The sequence below is a fragment of the Clostridium hydrogenum genome (assembly GCF_021432385.1).
Classification (GTDB): Bacteria; Bacillota; Clostridia; order Clostridiales; family Clostridiaceae; genus Clostridium_S; species Clostridium_S hydrogenum.
In genome coordinates, this window is record NZ_JAEACT010000002.1 from 2,525,884 (window position 1) to 2,547,693 (window position 21,810).

Sequence of the window (21,810 nt, forward strand, 5' to 3'; positions counted from 1 at the left end):
TATTCCATGATGCTACCTAATATTATCTTCAATTAATAAGTGTTTATTTTTAGTTATCTATTATTTAACACCCATCCATCCGGAAATTACCATCATTTGAACTTCTGATGTTCCTTCATAAATTTCTGTTATTTTTGCATCACGCATCATTCTTTCAATTGGATAATCGCTTGAATATCCATAGCCACCAAATAATTGTAAGCAGCGTCTTGTTACATCACTAGCATTTCTAGAAGAAACTAATTTTGCCATAGCAGCATAATGTGAAAATCTTTCATTATCATCCTCTGCACATGCAGCTTGATATACTAAAAGTTTTGCTGCTTCTGTATTTGCACGCATCTGTGCAAGTTCAAATTGTGTATTTTGGAATTTTGAAATAGGACGTCCAAATTGAACACGTTCTGTTACATATTTAACTGTTTCATCTATTGCGCCTTCTGCAATACCAAGAGCTTGTGCAGCAATACCTACACGACCACCATCAAGAGTTGCCATTGCGAGATTAAAGCCTCTGCCTTCTTCTCCTAAAAGATTTTCCTTTGGAACTATGCAATTATCAAAGAATAGCTCACATGTAGAAGATGCTCTAATTCCCATCTTTAATTCATGATTTCCAACAGAAAAACCAGGAAAATCTTTTTCAACGATAAATGCTGAAATTCCCTTTGTTCCCTTACTCTTATCTGTCATAGCAAGAATAATATATATATCTGCAAATCCTGCATTAGTAATAAATATCTTACTACCATTTAATACATAATGATCTCCTTCAAGTACTGCTGTTGTCTTTTGCATAGAAGCATCAGTTCCAGCAGCAGGTTCTGTTAATCCAAATGCACCTAACTTTTCTCCTGAAGCAAGTGGTTTTAAATATTTCTCTTTTTGCGCTTCTGTACCATATTTATAAATTGGTGTTGCACAAAGGCTTGTATGTGCTGATACTATAACACCTGTTGTAGCACAACATTTTGATAATTCTTCTACACATTGTACATAACTTAAAGTATCCATTCCAGCTCCACCGTATTCTTCTGGAAATGGAATTCCAAGTAGGCCCATTTCAGCCATTTTTTCTACATTTTCTTTTGGAAAACGCATGCTTTCATCAATTTCCTTTGCAATTTGTTTTACCTCATTTTCTGCAAACTCACGATACATTTGTTGTAATTGTTCATGATTTTCATCTTGTTTAAAATTCATATTAATTTCCTACCTTTCTCTCTTATATGTGTATATCAATTATTTATAGCTAGCTCCATTTAATGGGCAGCATACTTTACCTGGATTCATAATAGAGTTTGGATCAAACACCTTTTTAATGCCCCTCATTAATTCCATATTTGTTTCTCCAACGCTATCTGCTAAATGGCTCATCTTTCCACTACCAATTCCATGTTCTCCTGAAACAAGGCCACCACATTTTGTTGCTTCTTCATAAATAATATCAAAGAATTTATTAACTCTTTCTTTAAATTCTGCTTCTTCTAAATCGTTGCTACATTCGTATATGTGAAGATTTCCATCGCCTGCATGTCCAAAGCTCTTAATAGTTATTCCACACTCTTCACCAGTTTTATTTACAAAAGTAAGATAAGAAGGAATTTTATTTACTGGAACTACTACATCACATTCATCTAATAATTTTGTTTCTGCCATAATTGCATCTAAGAAACTAGAACGTGCAGCCCATGCATCTTTTATTTTTGCAGGTGTATCAGCTACAAGAACATCAATTGCTCCTGCTTCTAATACTACTTCACTTGCTTGTTCTATAAGGTTATTCAATTCATCTTCATTGCTTGCATCTATAGTCACAAGTAAATAAGCATTTGCAGTTACTCCATCAACTACTTGTGGAAATACACTCTTTCCAATATATCTTTCACTAGATAAAACAATTTCTCTTTCCATAAATTCTAATGCTTCTGGATTCATATGCTCCATTTTAAATTTAGGAACAGTAGAAATACAATCATCTAAATTTTCAAAAGGAATAATTAAACTTGCAACTACCTTTGGTGCTGGCATAGTTTTCAAAGTAAGTTCTGTAATAATTCCAAGTGTACCTTCTGAACCAATCATTAAATTTAAGAGGCTGTAACCTGAACTTGTTTTTGATACCGTAGCTCCAAAGTGAGTAATTTCTCCTGTTGGAAGAACCACAGTCATTGCACGTACATAATCACGTGTTGCACCATATTTAACAGCTCTCATTCCACCAGCATTTGTTGAAACATTTCCACCTAAACAAGCTGACTTTTCACCAGGATCTGGAGCATATAATAACCCGTGTTTTGCACAATCCTCTGCAAGATCTTTTAACAAAACACCAGCCTCTACATGAACAACAAAATTTTCTAAGTCATAAGAAAGTATTTTATTCATCTTTGTAATATCAATTAAAACTCCTCCTAAAAGGGGAACTGCTCCTCCTACAAGTCCTGTTCCTGCACCTCTTGGAGTTACTGGTATTTTGTTTTCATTACATACTTTTACCACTGCAGCAACTTCCTCTGTTGAGTGTGCCATTAATACAACTTGAGGAGCTTTTTTCCCATAAATAGGCATTTCATCATGACAATAATCTACATTGATATCATCCCCTGTTAAAATATGACCTGGAGCTGCCTTCTGCAATTCTGAGATTATTTCTTCTGTCAATTGATTATATTGAGCCATATTAATACTTCCTTTCTAAATGTAATTTTTTATTTGGATATATTTTACTTTATAAACAATGTGCCTAAGAAACATATAATACCAGCGATAACTACATAGCATAAAAAATATTTAAATACACTTCCTAAAATTTTACTTTCCGAGCCAGATTTATCAATTGCACTTGCACCAATTGCAATACTTTGAGGACAAATCATCTTTCCGATGCCTCCTCCAAGAACATTTGCTGCTGCTATCCATGCTGGCGCCAGTGAAAGATTTTGAGCTGTTTTTACTTGCAAACCTCCAAATAAAACACAGGTTGATGTACCCGACCCTGTAACAAAGCCTCCAACGGCTCCAATTAGTGGTGAAATAAGTGGATATGCGCTTCCTGTAGCTACAACTAAAAAGCTTGCAATATCTGCAATCATTCCACTATACCCCATTACCTTTGCTACTGACATAACACAACAAATTGTAACAATTGTTTTCCAATTTGATTTTAACGTAGAAAACAATACTTCTATCATGGTTGAGATTTTGGCACCTTGAACAAAGCCGCCAATAATTGCAGCAACAAAAATTATAACACCAGGTGTATTAATCCAGCTAAAGGCTAGCTTACTTCCGCCTTTACCAGCATATACAACTGCAACACTCTTAATTGGTGCAATCAAACGATTAATTGCTGGAAATAAAGTTGATGTAAACAGCAACATTATGAATATTAGAATAAATGGACACCATGCTTGTAATGCCTTACTAAATGATATAGCTTCTCCTTTATCCCTATTTGCTGATATTTCTTCTTTAGCTACTAATAAAGTTGATTCTTCGCTATTATCTAGAGTTTCAATGGAATATTCAGCTTCAGGTTTGCTATTAAAAATTTTTGCCGCAATAACTGTACATGCCATACAGCAAATTGAGCCTACTATATTTGGAAGTTCTGCACCAACTACCACTGCTGTAATATACCAAGGTACCACATATGATAATGCAGCAACTAAAGTAATAGGAACTGCTCCCTTTAATGCCTTTATTCCACCACCTACAACACATACCATAATAAATGGACTAATAAAAGCAAGAATTACTTCAATCATTGCAGTATTTGCTGCCAAGGTATGTGATGAAATTCCAGTTACTGATGAAAGTGTTACTAAAGGTATTCCCACTGATCCAAAAGCAGTTGGTGTACTATTAGCAACCAAACATGATACAACTGCTGCAAGTGGATTTAATCCAATACCAGCTAACATAGAGGCTGGTATTGCAACGGCTGTACCGAAGCCTGCCATTCCTTCCATGAAGCAACCGAAGCCCCATCCAATAATCAAAGTCAAAACTCTTTTATCAGGAGAGACTCCTGCAAGCATTTTTTTTATAGATTCCATTGCACCTGTACGTAAAGTTAAATTATACGTAAACAAAGCCGCAACAATAACTAAACAAATTGGCCATAAGGCGTTGAGTATTCCCTCTAATACAGCTGACGCAGCATAAAATACATTCAGCTTCCAGAAAACAATACCTAAAAACATTGTAATAACAAGTGCAATAGAAGTAGCTTTATGCGCCGGCATTTTCAAACCACTCAATGCAATTATGAGGCAAATAATTGGTAATATTGCTATTAAAAATTTTAAAAATAACATTTTTTTATCCCCTCATTCAATTTTTATGGTAATACCTTCTTAAAGATAAACCATTTATATTTTGATCATATAACTTTTCCCCTAATTATAGATACAGTTAATCTTTTGTTAATCAATGTCACAATTTTGTTTTCGCTACTAGCTTAAGGTACATAAAAAACTTTATTTTGCTTTTTCTTTTGCTTTCTTCATTTCTTCAATCATAACCGGAAGAATTTCAGTTACATTTCCAACAATACCTACATCTGCAATTTCAAAAATTGGAGCCTCTTCATCTTTGTTAATTGCTACTATATAGTTAGAGCCTAACATTCCAGATGTATGTTGTGTTGCTCCAGAAATACCACATGCAATGTAAAGTTTTGGTGCTACAATCTTTCCTGATTGTCCAACTTGATGCGCACGTGAAATCCATCCATCTTCAATTGGTGGTCTTGTTGCACCTACTACTCCACCAAGTACATTTGCTAATTCTTCAACAAGCTTGAAATTTTCTGCACTTCCCATTCCACGTCCACCAGAAACAATAACTTGTGCCTCTTCTAAATTGACAGCCTCTGAAATTTCTTTTACCTTATCAACAATTTTTGCTTTAACAGCACTAGCTGGAATTTCTATTTTTTTCTCTGTAACGCCTACATTTGAAGTAGTTTCTGGCTTTGAAAAGCTTCCACTTCTAACCGTAACTACTGCTGTTCCTTCTACTTCGATATGCTCTAAAACTGTACCACCATAAGCTGGTCTAGTGTAGACAACTTTGCCATCGGTTTTACTAATTCCTATTACATCACTTACACAGCCTAAAGACATACGTCCTGCAACACGTGGTGCAACATCTTTAGTAAGTTCTGTGTTTGCTAATAAAACAATATCTGGATTTTGTTCTTTAATAGTTTCTGATAATACTTCTGTTAAAGTATCACAATCTGTGGCAGTGTCTGTACAAACAACTGGGATTCCAAAATCAGCCACAGTATCTGCTAAAGACCTGTTACCTACTATAAGAGCTGTTCCTTCTGCCTCTAATGCTTTTACTGCACTTATAAGTTCAAGGCTTCCGCCTATTGCTTTTTCTCCATCTGTTTCAATAAACAATAATGCTTTCATACTTTCTTCTTCCTCCTTATAGATATACCAGTTCAACCACCAAAATCAATTTGCATCATAATACCTAGAAGACGGCATTTTGATAGAAATTAATTTTGAAGTTTCAAGTGGTTTATCTTTAATTAGATTGCCTTATCTTTTTTCATTTGCTCCATAGCAGCACTTACTGCTAGTAGCGCATCCTTTTCTTCAATTTTTATACCAGCCTCTCTCTTAGGAGGTTCAACATATTCAATGCAACGTACTTTGGGTTGTTTTACCTCCCCAATTTCTGCTGCTGAATAAGTTGGAATGACTGCCTTACGGCTTGCCATTTTAGTTTTAATTGTAGGATAACGAGGATCGTAATTTGGCTTACTTACAGTTATTACAGCTGGGGCTTCTATAGAAACTAAATTATATCCTTCTTCAATTTCTTGATGAACTTCAACGCCATTATCTTTCAAATCGATTACAATTGCATTGCTAACAAAGCCTGTCCCTAATTTTTCAGCAAGCATTGCTCCTACTTGACCAGTAATTTCATCTGTGGATTCTTTTCCACAAAGAATTAAATCAAATTTTTCACCTTTGTCTTTTTCAATTTTATGAATAGCATCTGCCAGAGCACTAGCTGCTCCAATAGCATCTAAATCTGCATATAAATCATCTTTTACAAAAAATGCTTCTTTAGCTCCTACAGCAAGACAATTTTTTAATGTATTTAAAGAATCATCTGCTCCAATAGTTAATACACTAACATTTCCTCCATTAGTTTCTGTAAAACGAACTGCTAACTCTAATGCATATGTATCAAATGCATTTGCTACTAAACTTACTCCATTCAAATTAGGCTTTTTCGTTTTATTATCCAAATGAATTTCAATAGAATCATCTGGAACCTGTTTTACACACAACAGAATATTCATACTTTTCTCTCCTTTACACCTTTGCATTATCTAGCTATTTTTTTTGATAAAACCATAAATGTATTTAAATCTTTATAAAGTACCATTTTATAAAAATTGTTTTGATTAATTTGTAAAAAAATATCATTTAATGGTGCAATGGTCTTACCAATTTAGTTAATTTTATCACACTATTTAAAGCAATACAATAACTTATGAAATTTTATTATTTAATTCATAATTTTGACATATCTATTTCACCATGTATACTCTCATTTGTACACTAATATATATAGCGAAATAAAGTATTAAATATTCCTGAAAATTTAAAGCAAAACATACAAAACATTCCGCAGCAATATGACAAACGATTCCAAATATGGTACTATATAAATGCATATTTATAATTTTATTAATTCTTTTAAGATAGGAGTAACCATGAATTATATAATATATGATTTAGAATTTAATCAAAAATACTTAGCTTCTGATGAAGCTGAATCTAATAATGCTTCAAGCTTACCCTTTGAAATTATCCAAATTGGAGCATTAAAGCTTAATGAAAACTTCGAAACAATTTCTAACTTTAACGCTCTCATTAAACCTACTGTTTATCCTAACATTCATCCTTATGTAGAAAGCTTAACTAAAATAAATAATGATAAAGTTAGTTCATGCAAAAGCTTTGTAGCTGTTTATGAAGATTTTTTAAAATTTATTGATAACGATGAAACAATATTATGTGTTTGGGGCACAGGCGATATTAAAGAGCTCCTAAGAAATATAAAGTTTTATAATTTATCAACTTCATCAATTTCTAAACTCAGCATTGATGTTCAGAAGTATGCTTCAAAATATCTTAATACCCCTAATAAATCTAAAATTGGCTTAAAAACAGCTATAGAACTTTTAAATATACAGGCTAGTGGTGAATTTCATGATGCTTTTAATGACGCTTATTATACCGCAGAAGTTTTTAAGCATATTTATGATGATTCTATAAAACCTAGCATCTACGAGCCTAATTTTCATAAAAGAATTACACAGCCCAAAGAAAAAATTGATACTGTTGCCTTAATAAATCAGTTTGAAAAAATTTACAATAGAAAAATGTCAGAAGAAGAAAAATCTATAATAAAGCTTGCTTATATTATGGGAAAAACTAGACAATTTGTAGATAAGGTAAAATAAAAGTCTACAATTCCCTATACCTCAAGTATTGTAGACTTTATACTTTCTATTCCAACTTGATATTTGCAAGTGGTTTGAAGTTGCATCATATTAGCAAATTATAAACGAGCGATTCTTAGAGTCAATTAATCTCTTAAGCTCATACCAGTATTCTTTTAAAACATAGCCTAATCAAAAATCACAATATCATTAACACTTCTTCTTAAGCTGACTGGACATCCATATTTTTTTACATAGCCTGTTCTCATAACTACTTGAATAGGACTATCTATATTTAATATTCCATTTATCTCTTCTTTCCAGGGTTTTTCTTCAATTATCTGACTCATAGGATGCAATGCTACCTTAAGTTCTGTAGCCTTAAGCCATAACCGCTCCATATTTCTTCCTGCTTTTATCAGAGCTTCTGGAGAATTATCATTACTGGTTACAATAAAAAATCCCGAACAATTATTCACTTGGCTTTTTACTTTATTAACAGTTAGCTTAATAAAATTATCAGAAGTTATTGATTTTTTTGTAGTAAAAGTATAGTAGAACCACTTCTTTAATCCTGTGAGTCCAATCATTTCAGCTGTTATTCCATTCTTTTTAGCCTTTGCTTCCTCATCGGATAAGCGCATATAATTTGCAAGTTCCTCCTGCTTTTCCTTGTCAAGAGCTTGATTCTTCATAGCAGTAATTAAATTTCGCTGAATATACTGACCATTTCTGCTATTAACATCAAAGTAATAACCACTTTCTTCTTCAATTTCTGCTAATAAAGATGTAACATCTTTGGTATTAAGTTTTTTATTAATATAAGCATCATTAATACACATTCTATTTTCAATAATGAACATTTTCTTATCTAGATTCTCACTATTAATTGATTTTTCAAATTTAATTTTTGCAACATTTATATCGCTACAATTTTCTGAAATTATATCAAGCTTTGCAGTTAGATTATATTTAGGCGCTGCTTGAACAATATTTTCAATAAATCCACCTATAGCTATGAGGGACTCTCTATTAGTAGGATCTAAGGCTTTTAATATATTATTTTCATCTATGCAAACCATTATTTCATAATCAGAAATAACTTTTACTTTCCACATTTGCGCATTATGGCTGCTTGGTGCCAACGTCCCATAATAGATTATTTCTTTGAGTTCATGATTTATAGAAAGATTACTTAAAAACTTATCTCTTTTTGGCGAATTTAAGTTCATTTTTGACATAATTCCTATACTCCCTTATCATTACACAATATTTCTTTTTCAAATGGCTATGTTTTAAATACTAACCCCATTAGAAACATATTTTATTTTTGAAAACAAATTATATAAAAATGCTATTAAAAGTATCAAACTTATACTAAACAAATAGTTATTGCCAAGTATATTCATAGCTATTGAGGATAATACCGGCCCAGCAGCACATCCAAAACTATAAAACAAGTTGAAATTTGAAGCTGCTGATATAATTTCATCATTATCTAAACCTTGAACTCCCATTGCCATAGATATAGGATATATTGCACCTATACCTATTCCTGAAATAAATGAAAATAGTAATTTATACGTTAATTCATCAAATATTATTATCCCCAAAAATGCTAAGATGGAAATTATAACACTTATTATCAGTCCCTTTTCTCTTCCAATCTTATCACCAATATACGTAATTGGTATAGTTCCAACTGTTCCTCCAATTACAAACATACCTAAAGCATATCCCATTTGAGAAAGGGTAAATTTGTGTTGTAATAAAAATAAAGGATACATTGAAGCAATAGTATTTTCTATAAATCCGTATAAAAATGCCCCTTGTAAAGATAAAAATATTTTTTTTATTACATTTTTATTTGAACTGGCTGATATTGTTAGTTTTGTTTTTATTTTTAAATAGAGTAAGAGTGCTGCACTAGCTAGAAACAAGGCACCTATTATAAATGATAACCATATATTTTCTTCATATATTTTAGGTCCCACTATTGTACCAAAAGCGAATCCAAATGCAAAAAAAAGCGTATATACTCCACTTACAACCCCTCTTACGGAGTCTTCAGTAAAACTATGCAATGCTGTTTGAGTACCTACCAAATGAAAGCTTACACCAAATCCCATAACCCCCATAAGAACAAACCATATTGCTACACTCGATACCATAGGAAAGCTTAATGTGCTTATGGCACTGACTAATAATCCTAATGATATAAGTTTCTTTAAATCTCTATTTTTCATTTTTTTGTTAATTAAAATTGTACCTAAAGCTATAGTTAGAAAGTATACAGATTCAATAACTCCGATAAAGACATTACTAACATGATTTTTTGACATATGCGTAGTAGTAAGTGGAATTATAATGCCAATAGCACTACCTATAAGAAATGCCATCAAATAGATTATCCCTTTATTATTATTGAATAATTTTGTAAACTTTATATTTTTACTCAATCACTTCACCTCTGTATGTTTTATTATCTGTAAATATCCCTCCTAATTTTATACTCTGAAAGCACCTTATTTTTTTGACTCTAAAGCATTTTCAATAGCTTTTAAAATTACCTTACTACTATTTGTTGCTCCAGAAACTGTATCCACCTTTAAAGATTGAGCTGCTAAAACCCTTTGTGGAATAACTTCCGCTCTTTGTCCTCTTTCATTTTTATGACGTAATATTTTAATATCAGTTATTTTATGATTTCTAACTGTGGCACTTACATCTGCCGCAACCATCACTGCATCATAAGATCCTTTATAAGTACCATCTGAAACTTTAGATAAGTCAACATTTCTTATGGATATTTTTTTTATTGCATTCTCATACTTTTCGTAATTAAGCAAATAATTTACTCCAAAAAATATCCCTACAACAATACACAAACTTACTAAAACTAAACAAACTTTTTTACCAATTCCCATATTCACTCCTCCAATATAATAAAGTTATATAATCTAACACTGTTATATTATATAACTTTATTATATTTTATAACTATTTACAAATCAATAGTTTTTTTATAAATAATTCAAATTATACATAGCTAGTACTAATCTAAATAAAAAATAAATAAGTTAACAAGCAACTTTTCAAACTTAAAAGCAAAAATTAATAATTGAAATGGAATATAACATAGAAATTAACTAAAGAAATGATATTCCAAGATATGAAACATCAAAGAAATTGCAAAAATTATAGCTGATACAATATGAATGTATCTCCATATTTTTTTATGTCCCTTCATATATTTCAAAATAATACCTGATATACTTAATAAGACCATAAAAAATAGGGATACGTAACCAGGCGTAAAACTAATTGAATAGAGATTGTCTCCCACGTGTATAAAAGCTATGATTGTTGCAATTATACCTAAGTAACAGTGACAACCTAATAATTTTCTCAAATTAATCTTAAAATTTCGATTATGCATTTTTAATCTTTTTAATAAAATATAACTACAGCTAAATATTGCAACAATAAAAGCTGCCCACCCTAAAATATCGTTTTGTATTATCATTAACATCTACCTTCTTTCCTTGTTATTATAAAGATAAACCACTGTGAAACTTGAAATTTATTTGTACCAAAATGCCGTCTTCTGGGCATTTTGGTGCACATCAATTTCAATAGTTGAGCTGCTTTATCTATGTATACATAAAATAAGCCATTTGAAATCTTAACATAATTAATTTACAGAACTGGTTTATCTAAAATATAGATAAACCAGTTCAACTACCAAAATCATATCAGCTTCTTGTGAATAATAATTAACATGAATAAATGCATTACTTGCCTATTAAAGAATTTATCATATTTTCTATTAAGCATTTTTTATCCTTCCATGGGAATTCATTATGTCCTATAAACAATGAACTTAAACCGTGTATTCCTGCCCACAAGCATTGACCTATTACTTCAACCTCCTTATCTTGAAAATAACCTTCTTCTTTACATTTTATTATAGTTGATAAAATTATTTCATAGGCTTTAAATCCTGGAGATTGTGGCTCATGATAAGCTAGATCTTTTTCATATCTTACTGCATTACTCATATAGGCAAGCTCATAATAGTGAGGATTCTCAATGGCAAAATTTATATAAGTTCTGCTCATATCCTTTAGCTTTTCTATTGAATCATTTTGGCTCTCACTTATTTCCATAAAAAGATCTAATAATTTACCATTATTTTTTTTGTAAATATAAAATAATATATCAGCCTTTTTGTCAAAAAATTGATATATTGTTGGTAATGAATATTCAATTTTATTTGCTATTTTCCTCATTGAAATATTTTGATATCCAGCATCAGCAAATAATTCTTCTGCTGCACTAATTATCTTATTTTTCAATTCTAACTTTTCCTTATCACGTCGTTCCTTTATTCCCAAATCTGAATCACCTCAAAATTAAATGTTATTCATTAATATATAGCATAGTTATAATATATAACACTGTTATATATTATAATTTCATTATATTACTTAATATATATATAAGCAATATATTTTTTGGCTTATTCTCATCAAATGTACAATATCTATTGCCAAATGCAGAGAACATGCATTTGAATATTGTTTTAAAAGTCGATATTGAAGCTATATTGAGCCCGCGATTTACAGTTGAAATCCACCTATTCACATGATGATTTCACCCTTCGCCAGGCCTTATTTACAACCTTATCCATTATGTGTAAAATATAATTGAGTCGCACTTGTTAATTAATGCGTATTAGACGGTTATCGCGTATTAGTTAAATATAAAAAGATGCTCTTTGTAATGATATAATTAAGGCTAATTTATTATTTAAATTATATAAATTTATGAAAATAAATAAGAGAGAAGAGATGCGTTATGATAAAAATTGATGATTCCGACAGACATTATTTAAAGGAACTTTGTTCCTACAAAAAAGATGATACTATGTTGTTATGGTTTCTTGAAGGTAATCCCTACTGTGCTGCATGGGTGGACGATGTAGTACATCCAGAAGAAGCTGTTGTTATTGCGGCGGATTTTTGCTACCTTCTGGGTAAGGTAAAACACCCTGATAAAATGATGCAGACATTAGAGGAGAATGCTCGATCTAAGATTATTATCCCATGTACACTGCAGTGGGCTAAATATTTGAATGAATACCTTTCCGAAAAAGTTCGCTGCTACAAGAGGTATGCTATAAAGCATGAACCCAATGTTTTTGATAAGAATACTTTAAAACAATTAATTAAGAAAATTAAGCCTGCATATAAAATTAAGCAAATTGATTATGATATATACAAGGAAGTTCTAAATATAGGTTGGGCTGCTGACGGATGCTGTTTTTTTAGGTCATATGAGGATTTCAAGAAAAATGGTTTGGGATATGTTGTATGCAAAGATAGACAAATTGTTTGCATTGCATCCTCATATAATACATATAAAAATACCATTGGAGTAACAATAGGAACCTTAGAAGAACATAGAAGAATGGGACTTGCTGCAGCCTGTGCCGCCAGCTTAATTTTGACTTGCCTTGATAGAGGCATCTACCCTGAATGGGAAGCATCAAATATGGATTCAGTAGCTTTATCGGAAAAATTGGGCTATCATTTTGATAAGGCATTTGATGTTTATTCGCTTTTATAAAAACAATAATATATTGTTCTAAGTCACAATCTTTATTTTTTATGAAACAAAGGAAGTTCCATTGATGTTCTTTTATAAATCTAATTATTAAGTTCTTAGATTATATTTAAAAAATTATTCTATAAAAGAAAAAGAATATAATGAGAGTTATTTCAAAATTAAAATAAAAATTAATTAGGAATATATAGTTAAAACAAAAATCTCCTCATCTGGTTAAGATAAGGAGATTGTTTCATGCATCATTAATTTGAGGCGGGGAGTTTGGCTGAGAACCAATTAATTTTTATTATAATTAACCTTCCTATAACTCGTAAATCCTCATTAAATCAGCGTAAAAACTTCAATTTTGTTTTATTCTTTATTGCTACTCAATCAATATAAATAAACACGTAGTGTCAAACGGTGATACTAGGTGTTTTCATTATATATATTATTAAAACATAGCCTATAAAAAAATATTGTGTTTTTGCTATTGTAAATTAACCTCTCATCTGTTGAAAGATATCCTAAATCAAATTCTCCGATACCACAGTTAACTATAACTTGATTAACTGACAGAACTTGCGCGAAAACACAATATGACCATGCACTGCTTGCCTTAATAAATCAGTTTTAAAAAATTTATAATAGAGAAATGTCAGAAGAAGAGAAATCTATAATAAAGTTTGCCTATATTATGGGAAAAACTAGGCAATTTGTATATAAGGAAAAATAAAAAAATGAGCATGCTCGTGTATAAATATATACTATCTATACACACAATTGCTTGCTCTTTTACTTATTCTATTTATCTGTATGAGTGATAATCCATGACACCAATTCTTCTTGATTTATAGCATCAGAAGCAACTCCTAACCCAACTGTACCAGTTCTTTGTCTGAACATTCCACATACATGGCATATTATCATTTAGACAGTTCCTCGAATGCCTTTGCATGTTTTGCAAGTATTTGCTTTGCCACATCTTCAACCATCTGATCATCTGCACTTTCATTTTTCTGAACTTTACTATATTCAATGACAATATATCTCGATGCATTGTTTTTTAAAATAACTGCGGCTCCGTTCTCATCCACAAGCTTAGCAACTCTGGAAAAATTCTGATTTGCTTCTGTCATAGATACTAGATTTTTCGAATTGCTACCTTAACTTATATTTTCTATCCTTATTTGCACCAAAAATCTCAATTTTGTTTTCATCAATCAGACCTTTCAAAATCACTTTGGTTCGACTCTTTTTCAGTTTTAATAAATCACAAAAATCTTGTATACCATACTCTTTTCCATAGTTCATGAATTCTAGAATAAAATCATACTGTTGCTGCGTTTTCTTAGTAACTTTTTTGTCGCCACTTTTTATCGCCGCTTTTTTATCGCCGCCTTTTATCGCCGCTTTTTTATCGCCGCTTTTTGTTTCTTTTGATTTATCATAATTTAGATTTTTCAAAACAAGCAAAAAAGAATCATTATCAGAATTAAATTTCGGTTGCATGCTCTCATGATATTGTGGCTGGATTTTATAGTCACCAAGAATTTTCTTAAATCCACTGCCTCTACGATCCATATATTTCAAACGATTAAAAATATCTGCAATAATCGGGTTTCTTCTCCTAGATGGTATTTGCATTAAATCTCTTTCTTGCACCTTAGTACCGTCATACATTCCTCCAGGTGAATATATTTCAATGCGATTATCAAACATGTCAATATGCACTTCACTTCCAACTTCTAAATAATTTCTATGAATCAAAGCATTAACAAGGCCCTCTAAAACAGCTCTTTCAGGATAATCAGGCATTTCAATTCTTCCATCAGTAGTCTTTTTCCATGCTTTTTTTGAATTATTAATAACAAAATCTGTTCCATCCTGCAAAAGATTTATTAATCCACCTGAATATTCCTTATCATCAATTGCATCCACTATTCCTGGTGCCTTATCTAATCCATTCCAACGTGTACAAAATAATCTTGAATATCTAATAGGTGATTCATCAGCAAGTAATGCTCCAGCATTTGTTAAATTTTTTTCCTCATCAATAATACCAAATGACTCATAATCAGAATCTTCAAACTGTATCCCTGTCCTCATCTTATAAGTTGATTTCAATTTCGTGAATGCCATATTATCAAAACTGTATTTTGACTTTAAACTGTCATAAGAAGCAACACTTCCCTTAAGTACAAGTTCCTTTAACTTTGCTGGTGTTGCCGGTACACTTTGATTGCCAAGTCTGTAATATGCCATTAATGATCCATCCGCTTCATAATAATATGGTGTCTGATCTCCAGCATACACATCCAAAATTATCAATTTCTTTCCATCTTCTGTCTTATGAAATCTTAAATTAAAGTTTGGAATTGGATTAAGTCTTTCTTTTATTTGTTCGCTTATGGTTTCTGCATCATGTTCAGCATCAATAAGACCAACGACTTCATCCTCATTTGAAATGCCAAAAATCAATGCTCCCCCAATTCCGTTTGCAAATGCACTTACACTCTTGCACCAACTCTTTGGTTTCTTTACTTCTAAAGCCTTCTTTTTATCATACTCTGTAGCTTCACCTATTAACTCTGTAATACTCAAAAACTCACTTCCTTGCACTTATTATAAAATAACTGATTTAATTACTTTTTTTCACTGATTCATACCGTCTTATATTTAATAACAATTCTAATTTATCAATTTTCTATGAATATATACTGAAACTACCAAAACCAATTTGCATCATAATGCCTAGAAGACGTCATTTTGATACAAATTAATTTTGAAGTTTCAAGCGGTTTATCTCTAAATTATACCTCTAAAGTTTTTAAATTAAAATAAAAATTAGTATATTAATTAATTCAATAAATGACTCATACGTAAGATGCATTTTCTCTCGGTACCAAAATAAAGTGGTAGATGTTCTTGAAAATTTAAAGTTGAATCATAGCATAAAAGAAAAGTCCGCAAGCCATTATTTTATAAGACTTGCGAACTTTATATATTCTATTTCCACTCTATCAATATAAATAAACACGTAGTGTCAAATGCTGATACTACGTGTTTTCATTATATATATTATTCAAAAAATATTGTGTTTTTGTTGTTTTGAAAAAATTCTAGTACGTTTTTAGTACGCTTTTTAACTCCAACTTAGAAACCAGTATTGAAAATATTAATTATAACTTTTCAAGTAACAATAATAGCTTAAGCCTAATCTTTATTTTCTAGCCTTTTAATATTTTCATCATTGCAATCTAACTTATTAATATATTTTTTATAATCTTTTAGTTCTTTTATAGCTTTATTATTATCTTCTATTACTTGCTTTAATTTATCAAATTCTTCATTGCCACTTGCTTCTAATAATATCTCATCCTTACTTTCTTTAAGTACATTAATTTGCCCATTGTTTTCTATAATATTGCCAATATCTTTTATTGTTTTATTTATTAATGTATTCAATTCATTCTCGTTTTCACCTTTTTGCGGTGTGTAGAATTCTGTCATAAGTATATTGGTTAAATTTTCAACACTAACTTTAGGCTCTTTTTCCTGTCTTATTTTCTCTTTTAGCTCATCGGAAAGCTCCTTAAACAAAATATTTTTTTGAAACTCCCTTTTAAATTCCTCCCTTACCTTTTTAATTTTATAAAATTCCGTAACACACTGTAAAATTGCAAGAAGGCTTACATGAGTTATTACCAGTCCTAAAATAACTGAACCATCATCTAAAGAATAAACAATGTTTTTTTCGGGCGAAATTTCCTCTGTTAGCCTTGCAAAATTTTTTGCTATTTTATCCACCATATCTATATTATTTTTTACACCATCAATACTACGCACCTCATTATTTATCTTAAATTCCAAAACAAACTTTTCAGGAAAATCCTTTTTAAATTCACCATACTGTATTTCTCTTGTAACATTTAACAATTCTATAATTTTATTTAATTCAGTCAATAACAAATTTAGCCTATTTGAATTACTACTAAGCTGAGCAATAAGTGTGTTGATTGTATTTGGACTTGAAACCCCATTATTTTCAATAATAATTCTTAATTCATCACAAAATATATCCCCTACAATTTTATTTATTTCATAAACTTCAATTGTTTTTTTATAGTATTCACTATAGCTTTGTCTTAATTCCCTTTCTATTTTATCATTAGCTGAATAAAAATCATTAAGTGGTTCTTTTATTATATCTAACTTATTAGCCCTATTAATTGCATAATTCAATGAATTAATTAATTTATTATATTTATCTAGTAAATTGTTTTCTGTAAATATTATTTTTTTTATATCAATTAATGCGTCATAAATATACATACTTTTCATCTATTTCACTCCCCCATAATCTATTAATATAAGTAGATATTCTTCAAAAATCCAATTATTCCTACCTAATTTTTAAAAAAATAAAAATTATTTTAAAATGTGCATGCGCTATTTTTTATACCCCTATTAAAATGAAATTATAATCCAACTGTATTTACATTTGCTGTAGCTTCAACTTTACCAGCGTTTATATATCCAACCGTAGTTTTAATTATACTGTAGATATCTTCCTCAGAAAGTGTTAGCCCAGCTTTATTCAATTCAGAGCTTACAAATTGAATAGCCTTTGAATGCTTGTCTAAAGTTCCATTGTTCTCCTACCGCTTCCTTTGCTAACTGCTCAACCTTATAAACACTATCAACCACAATTTGTTTAGCAGCGTTATAATTCTGCTGACCAAGTAACTTCTCTGCCCTCTCATCTTCTTTAGCTTTTAACTTAAGTAATTTGCTACTGTTAGCTTTCCAAACCTTAGTTACATAACCACCAATTCCGATAGCAATAAGATATAAAAGATACGCAATAGTTTGATTTACATTAATATTCATGATTCATTACCTCCAAAATTTTATATAAAAAAAGACCATAAGATTTAACTTATAGCCTTAAGATTTTCTTCCACGTTCCCTGTCCGACAATACCGTCTGACACTAACCCCTTACTAGCTTGATAGTTCTGAACTGCTATTTTTGTAGCTGTTCCAAAATCCCATCCATAGCAAGTTCTTCATGGCATAAACTGTTTAATACATACTGTAACCACTTAACAATATCGCCCTGACTGCCTACTTGTAACATAAGACATTTCCCTAAAGTTTCGAAACCAGAAATACCATCTTGTACAGCTCCTACAATACCCTGTAATTTCTTAATTGAACCGTTAGGAGTAAATACAGCAGATATGGAATTGATGGCTTCCATTGTTTTAGGTCCAGCAATACCATCTACACTGAGACCATGAGCTGATTGAAAATGCTCTACTGCATTAAATGTATTTTGCCCGTATATTCCATCTACTGCTAAACCATAACCTAACTTATTAAGCTTTACTTGCAAATCCCTTACAGCATCACCAGTACTCCATAATCTCAGTATATTATTTGATGTATTTGCTACAGCAATAACATTAACAGAACCACCAGCTAATGCGGCATTAATCATTTTATATAATGGGAAATTAGTATCTGGACAATCCGCATCATAGTATTTTTTATGACCTCCAATTTCCTTAATTCCTGAATGCTGCTGTAATAAATATTTGCAGAGCTCCACACCTGAATTGAATTGTGCCTCATCCATAACGTCTTTCATAAAATCACCTTCAAAACAAATCCCTATTGAAGTTGCATTTTGACCATAACAATGTGCCCCTATTGCTTCTGTGGGTCTACCTTCCCAAACGGAGCCATCTTTACACACGTAATAGTTGTAACCTATCATAGTCTAACCATCATCTAAATGTACCTGATTAACTGCTTGTATATCCCCATCCATTTCCGCATGATGTAATATAATTTTATTTGGGCTGTTACCATAGCTTAAGGAACCATTCTTTTTTAAATTTATTTGATTAATATTCATAAGATCATTTCCTTTCATCATTTCTTTGAAAAAATAAACCCCAGTATGGTACCTATAATTCCGGTACATATTGAGGTTGTAACTGCTAATTTAATTTTTGAGTAATCTTCTGTAGATCTGAATTTTATTTTTTCTATTTCTCTTTCAATATCTTGTACTTTTTCATTATTTACGGCAGTTTTATTTATAATTTCAATCTTATCACTTATTTTATCTATGCTCCCCCTAATTTCATTAAGCATTTTAAAAATCATCTTGATTTGTTCACTGCCACTCAAGGAGAATTTTTAAACTTCTCGAAGTCTTTCGTAAATATCCTTTATGTCTTCTTGAATATTTTTAACTTGTATACAATCTTTACACTCACTTGTAAATGTTAATATGGAAGTGCATAAAAGTTCCAACATGAAAATGTAAGGATTTATGCACTTTTTATGTGCCATTTTTTAGTTATAATTGTATAAAACTTCTAATAAAGAAGGTGCAATTATAATTGAGAAAAGATGTACATAACAAATTAAAAAAATATACAAGAGAGGAGCATTGCCTATTGAATAAAAGTGAATTAGCAAGAAGATTTAATTGCGATTCAAGAACAGTTGATAGATATATATAAATCAATTCTAAGAAACTACAAGCTAAAAATTCATCAAGAATTTATAAGTCCCTAATTGATAGCTATAAATCTACCATTATTGAGAAAGTAGATAATTATAGTGCCACTGCCATGGCAGTGTATAAGTTTATTGAGAAAAAAGGATATGCTGGCAAATATAGTACTGTAGCTGCATTTGTAAAAAAACATGAGCAAGTTGAAACACAAAAAGCGACTATTAGATTTGAAACAACTCCAGGGCTGCAAGCCCAGGTGGATTGGAAAGAAAATCTAACTATGATAAATAAAAATGGTGAGATTTTTAAGATAAATATTTTTCTTATGGTGCTTGGTTATTCAAGGATAAAATATGTACAATTAACAACAGATAGATAACAAAAGACACTATTCAAATGCATGATCTCTGCATTTAAATATTTTGGTGGAATACCGCAAGAAATATTATTTGATAATATGAAAACAGTAGTAGATAGAAGTAAATCAACATTTTCTAGCGTTGAATTTAATAAAATTTTAAAATACTTTGCAGATGATGCTGGCTTTATTCCTATTGCCTTCCGACCATATAGACCACAAACAAAAGGAAAAGTAGAATCCCTTGCACGTCTTACTAATCGTTTATCCGTTTATAATGGATAATTTGAAAGCTATGATGATTTAGAAATAATAGTACAGAATTTTATGGAAGAAATAAATAACGAAGTATCTCAAGCAATAAATGAAAAACCACTAAGTCGCTTAAATAAAGAATTAGAGTATTTTAAACCATTGCCCCCACTAGATCTGTTAATATCATACGTCTCCTGCGAAAAAGAATCTATGGTTAATTACAAAGGTAAAAAATACTCTGTCCCAACCAAATATATTGGTTCAAAATTTAATGTTACCGAAACATCCGATGGTAACATCAGTATTTATTATAACCAAGATTTTATTGTATGTCATCCGCTTAGTGAAAATAAATATAATTATAAAATTGGACATATGCATGAAATACTGAACTCAGATGCTTGTAAGCATCTAACAGATGAAAAGATAGATGAATTTATAAAAGAAAATATGTCTATGATGGACATATTATTAGGAGAGTGAAGATTTTTATGTATGCAAAATTATTAAATAATTTAGAAACACTAAAATTAGAAAAAATGTATTCATATATTCCTAATTATTTAGATACTGTTGTAAAAGAAGAAATTTCTGTGTTAGATGCACTTGTGCATCTAACTGATAAAGAAATTGAATATAAAAATGAAATAGCTTCTAAAATACAGATAACTGTAGCAGAATTTCCTTTTGTAAAGAGATCAGAACAATTTGATTATGATTTTCAACCTTCGGTTAACAAGTCTCAAATTAAAGATTTATGTTCTCTAAGATTTATTGAAAATAAAGAAAATGCATTATTTTATGGAACATCAGGAGTTGGCAAAACACATTTAGCTACTTCAATAGGCGTTGAAGCAGCAAGTAAGCGATATCTTACTTATTTTATCACTTGCCATGATTTAATTCAAAATTTAAGAAAAGCATATGAAGAAAATCGATTGGAAGTAAGATTAAAACATTATAATAAATATAAATTACTAATAATTGATGAAATAGGATACCTTCCAATCGATCAATTAGGTGCTAATTTATTTTTTCAACTTATAACAAAGAGGTATGAACATACCTCTACAATAGTAACAACTAATCAACCTTTTAGTAAATGGGGTGATGTTTTTTCAGATGTAACTTTAGCTAATGCAATATTAGATAGATTACTACATCATTCTCACATCGTAAAAATAATTGTTCCTTCATACAGGACCAAGGATGTTTATGAGTTAATTCAACAAGAAAAAGGAACTAGATAATTAGAAATTAACCTTGCAATATTTATGCATTTTCATGTTGGAACTTTTCTGCATTTTGACCTTGACATTTACATGTTATAATTAGAATAATATTGCTATAAACTTTTTACGACAACAGAGATAGGTCAAGGTATGATTTTCGCAGAATCAAGATTTAAATTTCAACATCGGTATCATACTCAAGAATCTTTGAGAAAATCTTTAGTTATTGCTGATGGAAAATAGAAGGCAATACTTGAATTTCTGATTTCAGACTTAAAAAATAATACCGTGAAAGAAAAAGAATATATGAGCAAAATTTTCATACATATGAA

Annotated in this window: 25 protein-coding genes; 6 read left to right on the forward strand and 19 right to left on the reverse strand. The window is 30.6% G+C overall.

Annotated features, from left to right (window positions below):
* Window positions 1-60 precede the first annotated feature (60 nt).
* The 5 genes from CUEA01_RS11595 to CUEA01_RS11615 form a co-directional block, all read right to left on the reverse strand.
* Window positions 61-1,203, reverse strand: a complete 1,143-nt coding sequence (locus tag CUEA01_RS11595) for an acyl-CoA dehydrogenase (RefSeq protein ID WP_234121764.1) — start codon at window positions 1,201-1,203, stop codon at window positions 61-63.
* Window positions 1,204-1,242: 39 nt separating this feature from the next.
* A complete protein-coding gene (locus CUEA01_RS11600; RefSeq protein WP_234121765.1) occupies window positions 1,243-2,682 on the reverse strand; it encodes an FAD-binding oxidoreductase in 1,440 nt (479 codons plus the stop codon).
* 44 nt (window positions 2,683-2,726) lie between these two features.
* Window positions 2,727-4,322: an L-lactate permease gene (locus CUEA01_RS11605; protein WP_234121766.1), complete on the reverse strand. Its 1,596-nt coding sequence runs from the start codon at window positions 4,320-4,322 to the stop codon at window positions 2,727-2,729.
* A gap of 162 nt (window positions 4,323-4,484) precedes the next feature.
* Complete coding sequence (locus CUEA01_RS11610; RefSeq protein ID WP_234121767.1) at window positions 4,485-5,429, reverse strand: electron transfer flavoprotein subunit alpha/FixB family protein; 945 nt, start codon at window positions 5,427-5,429, stop codon at window positions 4,485-4,487.
* Between the two features lie 122 nt (window positions 5,430-5,551).
* Window positions 5,552-6,337 carry an electron transfer flavoprotein subunit beta/FixA family protein gene (locus tag CUEA01_RS11615; protein WP_234121768.1) on the reverse strand — a complete coding sequence of 262 codons (786 nt, stop codon included), beginning with the start codon at window positions 6,335-6,337 and terminating at the stop codon, window positions 5,552-5,554.
* A gap of 417 nt (window positions 6,338-6,754) precedes the next feature.
* On the opposite strand from CUEA01_RS11615, the gene CUEA01_RS11620 reads away from it, so the two are divergent.
* On the forward strand, window positions 6,755-7,507 hold the full coding sequence (locus CUEA01_RS11620) for a 3'-5' exonuclease (protein WP_234121769.1): 753 nt from the start codon (window positions 6,755-6,757) through the stop codon (window positions 7,505-7,507).
* Between the two features lie 167 nt (window positions 7,508-7,674).
* Here CUEA01_RS11620 and CUEA01_RS11625 read toward each other — a convergent pair whose 3' ends face one another.
* The 4 genes from CUEA01_RS11625 to CUEA01_RS11640 form a co-directional block, all read right to left on the reverse strand.
* A complete protein-coding gene (locus CUEA01_RS11625) occupies window positions 7,675-8,727 on the reverse strand; it encodes an alpha-E domain-containing protein (protein ID WP_234121770.1) in 1,053 nt (350 codons plus the stop codon).
* Between the two features lie 54 nt (window positions 8,728-8,781).
* Entirely contained in the window at window positions 8,782-9,945 is a 1,164-nt protein-coding gene (locus CUEA01_RS11630; RefSeq protein ID WP_234121771.1) for an MFS transporter, read from the reverse strand.
* A 66-nt stretch (window positions 9,946-10,011) separates the two neighbouring features.
* Window positions 10,012-10,413, reverse strand: coding sequence for an FMN-binding protein (locus tag CUEA01_RS11635; protein WP_234121772.1), 402 nt, complete (start codon window positions 10,411-10,413; stop codon window positions 10,012-10,014).
* A gap of 867 nt (window positions 10,414-11,280) precedes the next feature.
* A complete protein-coding gene (locus CUEA01_RS11640; RefSeq protein WP_234121773.1) occupies window positions 11,281-11,883 on the reverse strand; it encodes a TetR/AcrR family transcriptional regulator in 603 nt (200 codons plus the stop codon).
* A 463-nt stretch (window positions 11,884-12,346) separates the two neighbouring features.
* Between CUEA01_RS11640 and CUEA01_RS11645 the strand changes: the two genes are divergently transcribed.
* Window positions 12,347-13,117 carry a GNAT family N-acetyltransferase gene (locus CUEA01_RS11645; RefSeq protein ID WP_234121774.1) on the forward strand — a complete coding sequence of 257 codons (771 nt, stop codon included), beginning with the start codon at window positions 12,347-12,349 and terminating at the stop codon, window positions 13,115-13,117.
* Between the two features lie 783 nt (window positions 13,118-13,900).
* Here the strand turns inward: CUEA01_RS11645 and CUEA01_RS24930 are convergent.
* The 10 genes from CUEA01_RS24930 to CUEA01_RS11685 all read right to left on the reverse strand — a co-directional run bounded on the left by CUEA01_RS24930 (window position 13,901) and on the right by CUEA01_RS11685 (window position 19,263).
* Entirely contained in the window at window positions 13,901-14,026 is a 126-nt protein-coding gene (locus CUEA01_RS24930) for a hypothetical protein (protein ID WP_268906158.1), read from the reverse strand.
* Window positions 14,023-14,193 carry a type II toxin-antitoxin system Phd/YefM family antitoxin gene (locus CUEA01_RS11655; protein ID WP_329603977.1) on the reverse strand — a complete coding sequence of 57 codons (171 nt, stop codon included), beginning with the start codon at window positions 14,191-14,193 and terminating at the stop codon, window positions 14,023-14,025. The genes CUEA01_RS24930 and CUEA01_RS11655 overlap by 4 nt, the downstream gene beginning before the upstream one ends.
* Before the next feature lie 64 nt (window positions 14,194-14,257).
* Window positions 14,258-15,700 carry an ATP-binding protein gene (locus tag CUEA01_RS11660; protein WP_234121776.1) on the reverse strand — a complete coding sequence of 481 codons (1,443 nt, stop codon included), beginning with the start codon at window positions 15,698-15,700 and terminating at the stop codon, window positions 14,258-14,260.
* A 612-nt stretch (window positions 15,701-16,312) separates the two neighbouring features.
* The gene (locus CUEA01_RS11665; protein ID WP_234121777.1) at window positions 16,313-17,440 is read right to left on the reverse strand and encodes a hypothetical protein; all 1,128 of its coding nucleotides are present in this window, start codon (window positions 17,438-17,440) and stop codon (window positions 16,313-16,315) included.
* 137 nt (window positions 17,441-17,577) lie between these two features.
* Window positions 17,578-17,700 carry a hypothetical protein gene (locus CUEA01_RS24935; protein ID WP_268906159.1) on the reverse strand — a complete coding sequence of 41 codons (123 nt, stop codon included), beginning with the start codon at window positions 17,698-17,700 and terminating at the stop codon, window positions 17,578-17,580.
* Window position 17,701: 1 nt separating this feature from the next.
* Window positions 17,702-17,989, reverse strand: coding sequence for a hypothetical protein (locus tag CUEA01_RS11670; protein ID WP_234121778.1), 288 nt, complete (start codon window positions 17,987-17,989; stop codon window positions 17,702-17,704).
* A gap of 49 nt (window positions 17,990-18,038) precedes the next feature.
* A complete protein-coding gene (locus CUEA01_RS25150; RefSeq protein WP_329603993.1) occupies window positions 18,039-18,128 on the reverse strand; it encodes a peptidoglycan-binding domain-containing protein in 90 nt (29 codons plus the stop codon).
* Window positions 18,125-18,880 carry a peptidoglycan recognition protein family protein gene (locus CUEA01_RS11675; protein ID WP_234121779.1) on the reverse strand — a complete coding sequence of 252 codons (756 nt, stop codon included), beginning with the start codon at window positions 18,878-18,880 and terminating at the stop codon, window positions 18,125-18,127. The genes CUEA01_RS25150 and CUEA01_RS11675 overlap by 4 nt, the downstream gene beginning before the upstream one ends.
* A gap of 3 nt (window positions 18,881-18,883) precedes the next feature.
* Window positions 18,884-19,039, reverse strand: coding sequence for a hypothetical protein (locus tag CUEA01_RS11680; RefSeq protein WP_234121780.1), 156 nt, complete (start codon window positions 19,037-19,039; stop codon window positions 18,884-18,886).
* Window positions 19,039-19,263: a hypothetical protein gene (locus tag CUEA01_RS11685; RefSeq protein ID WP_234121781.1), complete on the reverse strand. Its 225-nt coding sequence runs from the start codon at window positions 19,261-19,263 to the stop codon at window positions 19,039-19,041. The genes CUEA01_RS11680 and CUEA01_RS11685 overlap by 1 nt, the downstream gene beginning before the upstream one ends.
* A 485-nt stretch (window positions 19,264-19,748) precedes the next feature.
* On the opposite strand from CUEA01_RS11685, the gene CUEA01_RS11690 reads away from it, so the two are divergent.
* From CUEA01_RS11690 to istB, 4 genes are read left to right on the forward strand one after another with little or no spacing between them, the layout of a single operon-like run.
* The gene (locus tag CUEA01_RS11690) at window positions 19,749-20,012 is read left to right on the forward strand and encodes a hypothetical protein (RefSeq protein WP_234121782.1); all 264 of its coding nucleotides are present in this window, start codon (window positions 19,749-19,751) and stop codon (window positions 20,010-20,012) included.
* A 21-nt stretch (window positions 20,013-20,033) separates the two neighbouring features.
* Window positions 20,034-20,276 (forward strand): hypothetical protein, encoded by a 243-nt coding sequence (locus CUEA01_RS11695; RefSeq protein ID WP_234121783.1) that lies wholly within the window; start codon window positions 20,034-20,036, stop codon window positions 20,274-20,276.
* A 42-nt stretch (window positions 20,277-20,318) separates the two neighbouring features.
* Window positions 20,319-20,729 carry a Mu transposase domain-containing protein gene (locus tag CUEA01_RS11700; RefSeq protein ID WP_234121784.1) on the forward strand — a complete coding sequence of 137 codons (411 nt, stop codon included), beginning with the start codon at window positions 20,319-20,321 and terminating at the stop codon, window positions 20,727-20,729.
* An 8-nt stretch (window positions 20,730-20,737) separates the two neighbouring features.
* Window positions 20,738-21,496 carry an IS21-like element helper ATPase IstB gene (gene istB, locus CUEA01_RS11705; protein WP_234121785.1) on the forward strand — a complete coding sequence of 253 codons (759 nt, stop codon included), beginning with the start codon at window positions 20,738-20,740 and terminating at the stop codon, window positions 21,494-21,496.
* Window positions 21,497-21,810 lie beyond the last annotated feature (314 nt).

Excerpts from the sequence above, each read along its gene's own strand:
- CUEA01_RS11665 (WP_234121777.1), bottom strand. The coding sequence starts at position 17,440 with ATGAAAAGTATGTATATTTATGACGCATTAATTGATATAAAAAAAATA.
- CUEA01_RS11625 (WP_234121770.1), bottom strand. The coding sequence starts at position 8,727 with ATGTCAAAAATGAACTTAAATTCGCCAAAAAGAGATAAGTTTTTAAGT.
- istB (WP_234121785.1), top strand. The coding sequence starts at position 20,738 with ATGTATGCAAAATTATTAAATAATTTAGAAACACTAAAATTAGAAAAA.
- CUEA01_RS11695 (WP_234121783.1), top strand. The coding sequence starts at position 20,034 with ATGATCTCTGCATTTAAATATTTTGGTGGAATACCGCAAGAAATATTA.
- CUEA01_RS11685 (WP_234121781.1), bottom strand. The coding sequence starts at position 19,263 with ATGCTTAATGAAATTAGGGGGAGCATAGATAAAATAAGTGATAAGATT.
- CUEA01_RS11690 (WP_234121782.1), top strand. The coding sequence starts at position 19,749 with ATGGCAGTGTATAAGTTTATTGAGAAAAAAGGATATGCTGGCAAATAT.
- CUEA01_RS11610 (WP_234121767.1), bottom strand. The coding sequence starts at position 5,429 with ATGAAAGCATTATTGTTTATTGAAACAGATGGAGAAAAAGCAATAGGC.
- CUEA01_RS11700 (WP_234121784.1), top strand. The coding sequence starts at position 20,319 with ATGGAAGAAATAAATAACGAAGTATCTCAAGCAATAAATGAAAAACCA.
- CUEA01_RS11645 (WP_234121774.1), top strand. The coding sequence starts at position 12,347 with ATGATAAAAATTGATGATTCCGACAGACATTATTTAAAGGAACTTTGT.
- CUEA01_RS11620 (WP_234121769.1), top strand. The coding sequence starts at position 6,755 with ATGAATTATATAATATATGATTTAGAATTTAATCAAAAATACTTAGCT.
- CUEA01_RS11670 (WP_234121778.1), bottom strand. The coding sequence starts at position 17,989 with ATGAATATTAATGTAAATCAAACTATTGCGTATCTTTTATATCTTATT.
- CUEA01_RS11635 (WP_234121772.1), bottom strand. The coding sequence starts at position 10,413 with ATGGGAATTGGTAAAAAAGTTTGTTTAGTTTTAGTAAGTTTGTGTATT.
- CUEA01_RS24930 (WP_268906158.1), bottom strand. The coding sequence starts at position 14,026 with ATGATAATATGCCATGTATGTGGAATGTTCAGACAAAGAACTGGTACA.
- CUEA01_RS11595 (WP_234121764.1), bottom strand. The coding sequence starts at position 1,203 with ATGAATTTTAAACAAGATGAAAATCATGAACAATTACAACAAATGTAT.
- CUEA01_RS11680 (WP_234121780.1), bottom strand. The coding sequence starts at position 19,039 with ATGAAAGGAAATGATCTTATGAATATTAATCAAATAAATTTAAAAAAG.
- CUEA01_RS11615 (WP_234121768.1), bottom strand. The coding sequence starts at position 6,337 with ATGAATATTCTGTTGTGTGTAAAACAGGTTCCAGATGATTCTATTGAA.
- CUEA01_RS11605 (WP_234121766.1), bottom strand. The coding sequence starts at position 4,322 with ATGTTATTTTTAAAATTTTTAATAGCAATATTACCAATTATTTGCCTC.
- CUEA01_RS11675 (WP_234121779.1), bottom strand. The coding sequence starts at position 18,880 with ATGATAGGTTACAACTATTACGTGTGTAAAGATGGCTCCGTTTGGGAA.
- CUEA01_RS11600 (WP_234121765.1), bottom strand. The coding sequence starts at position 2,682 with ATGGCTCAATATAATCAATTGACAGAAGAAATAATCTCAGAATTGCAG.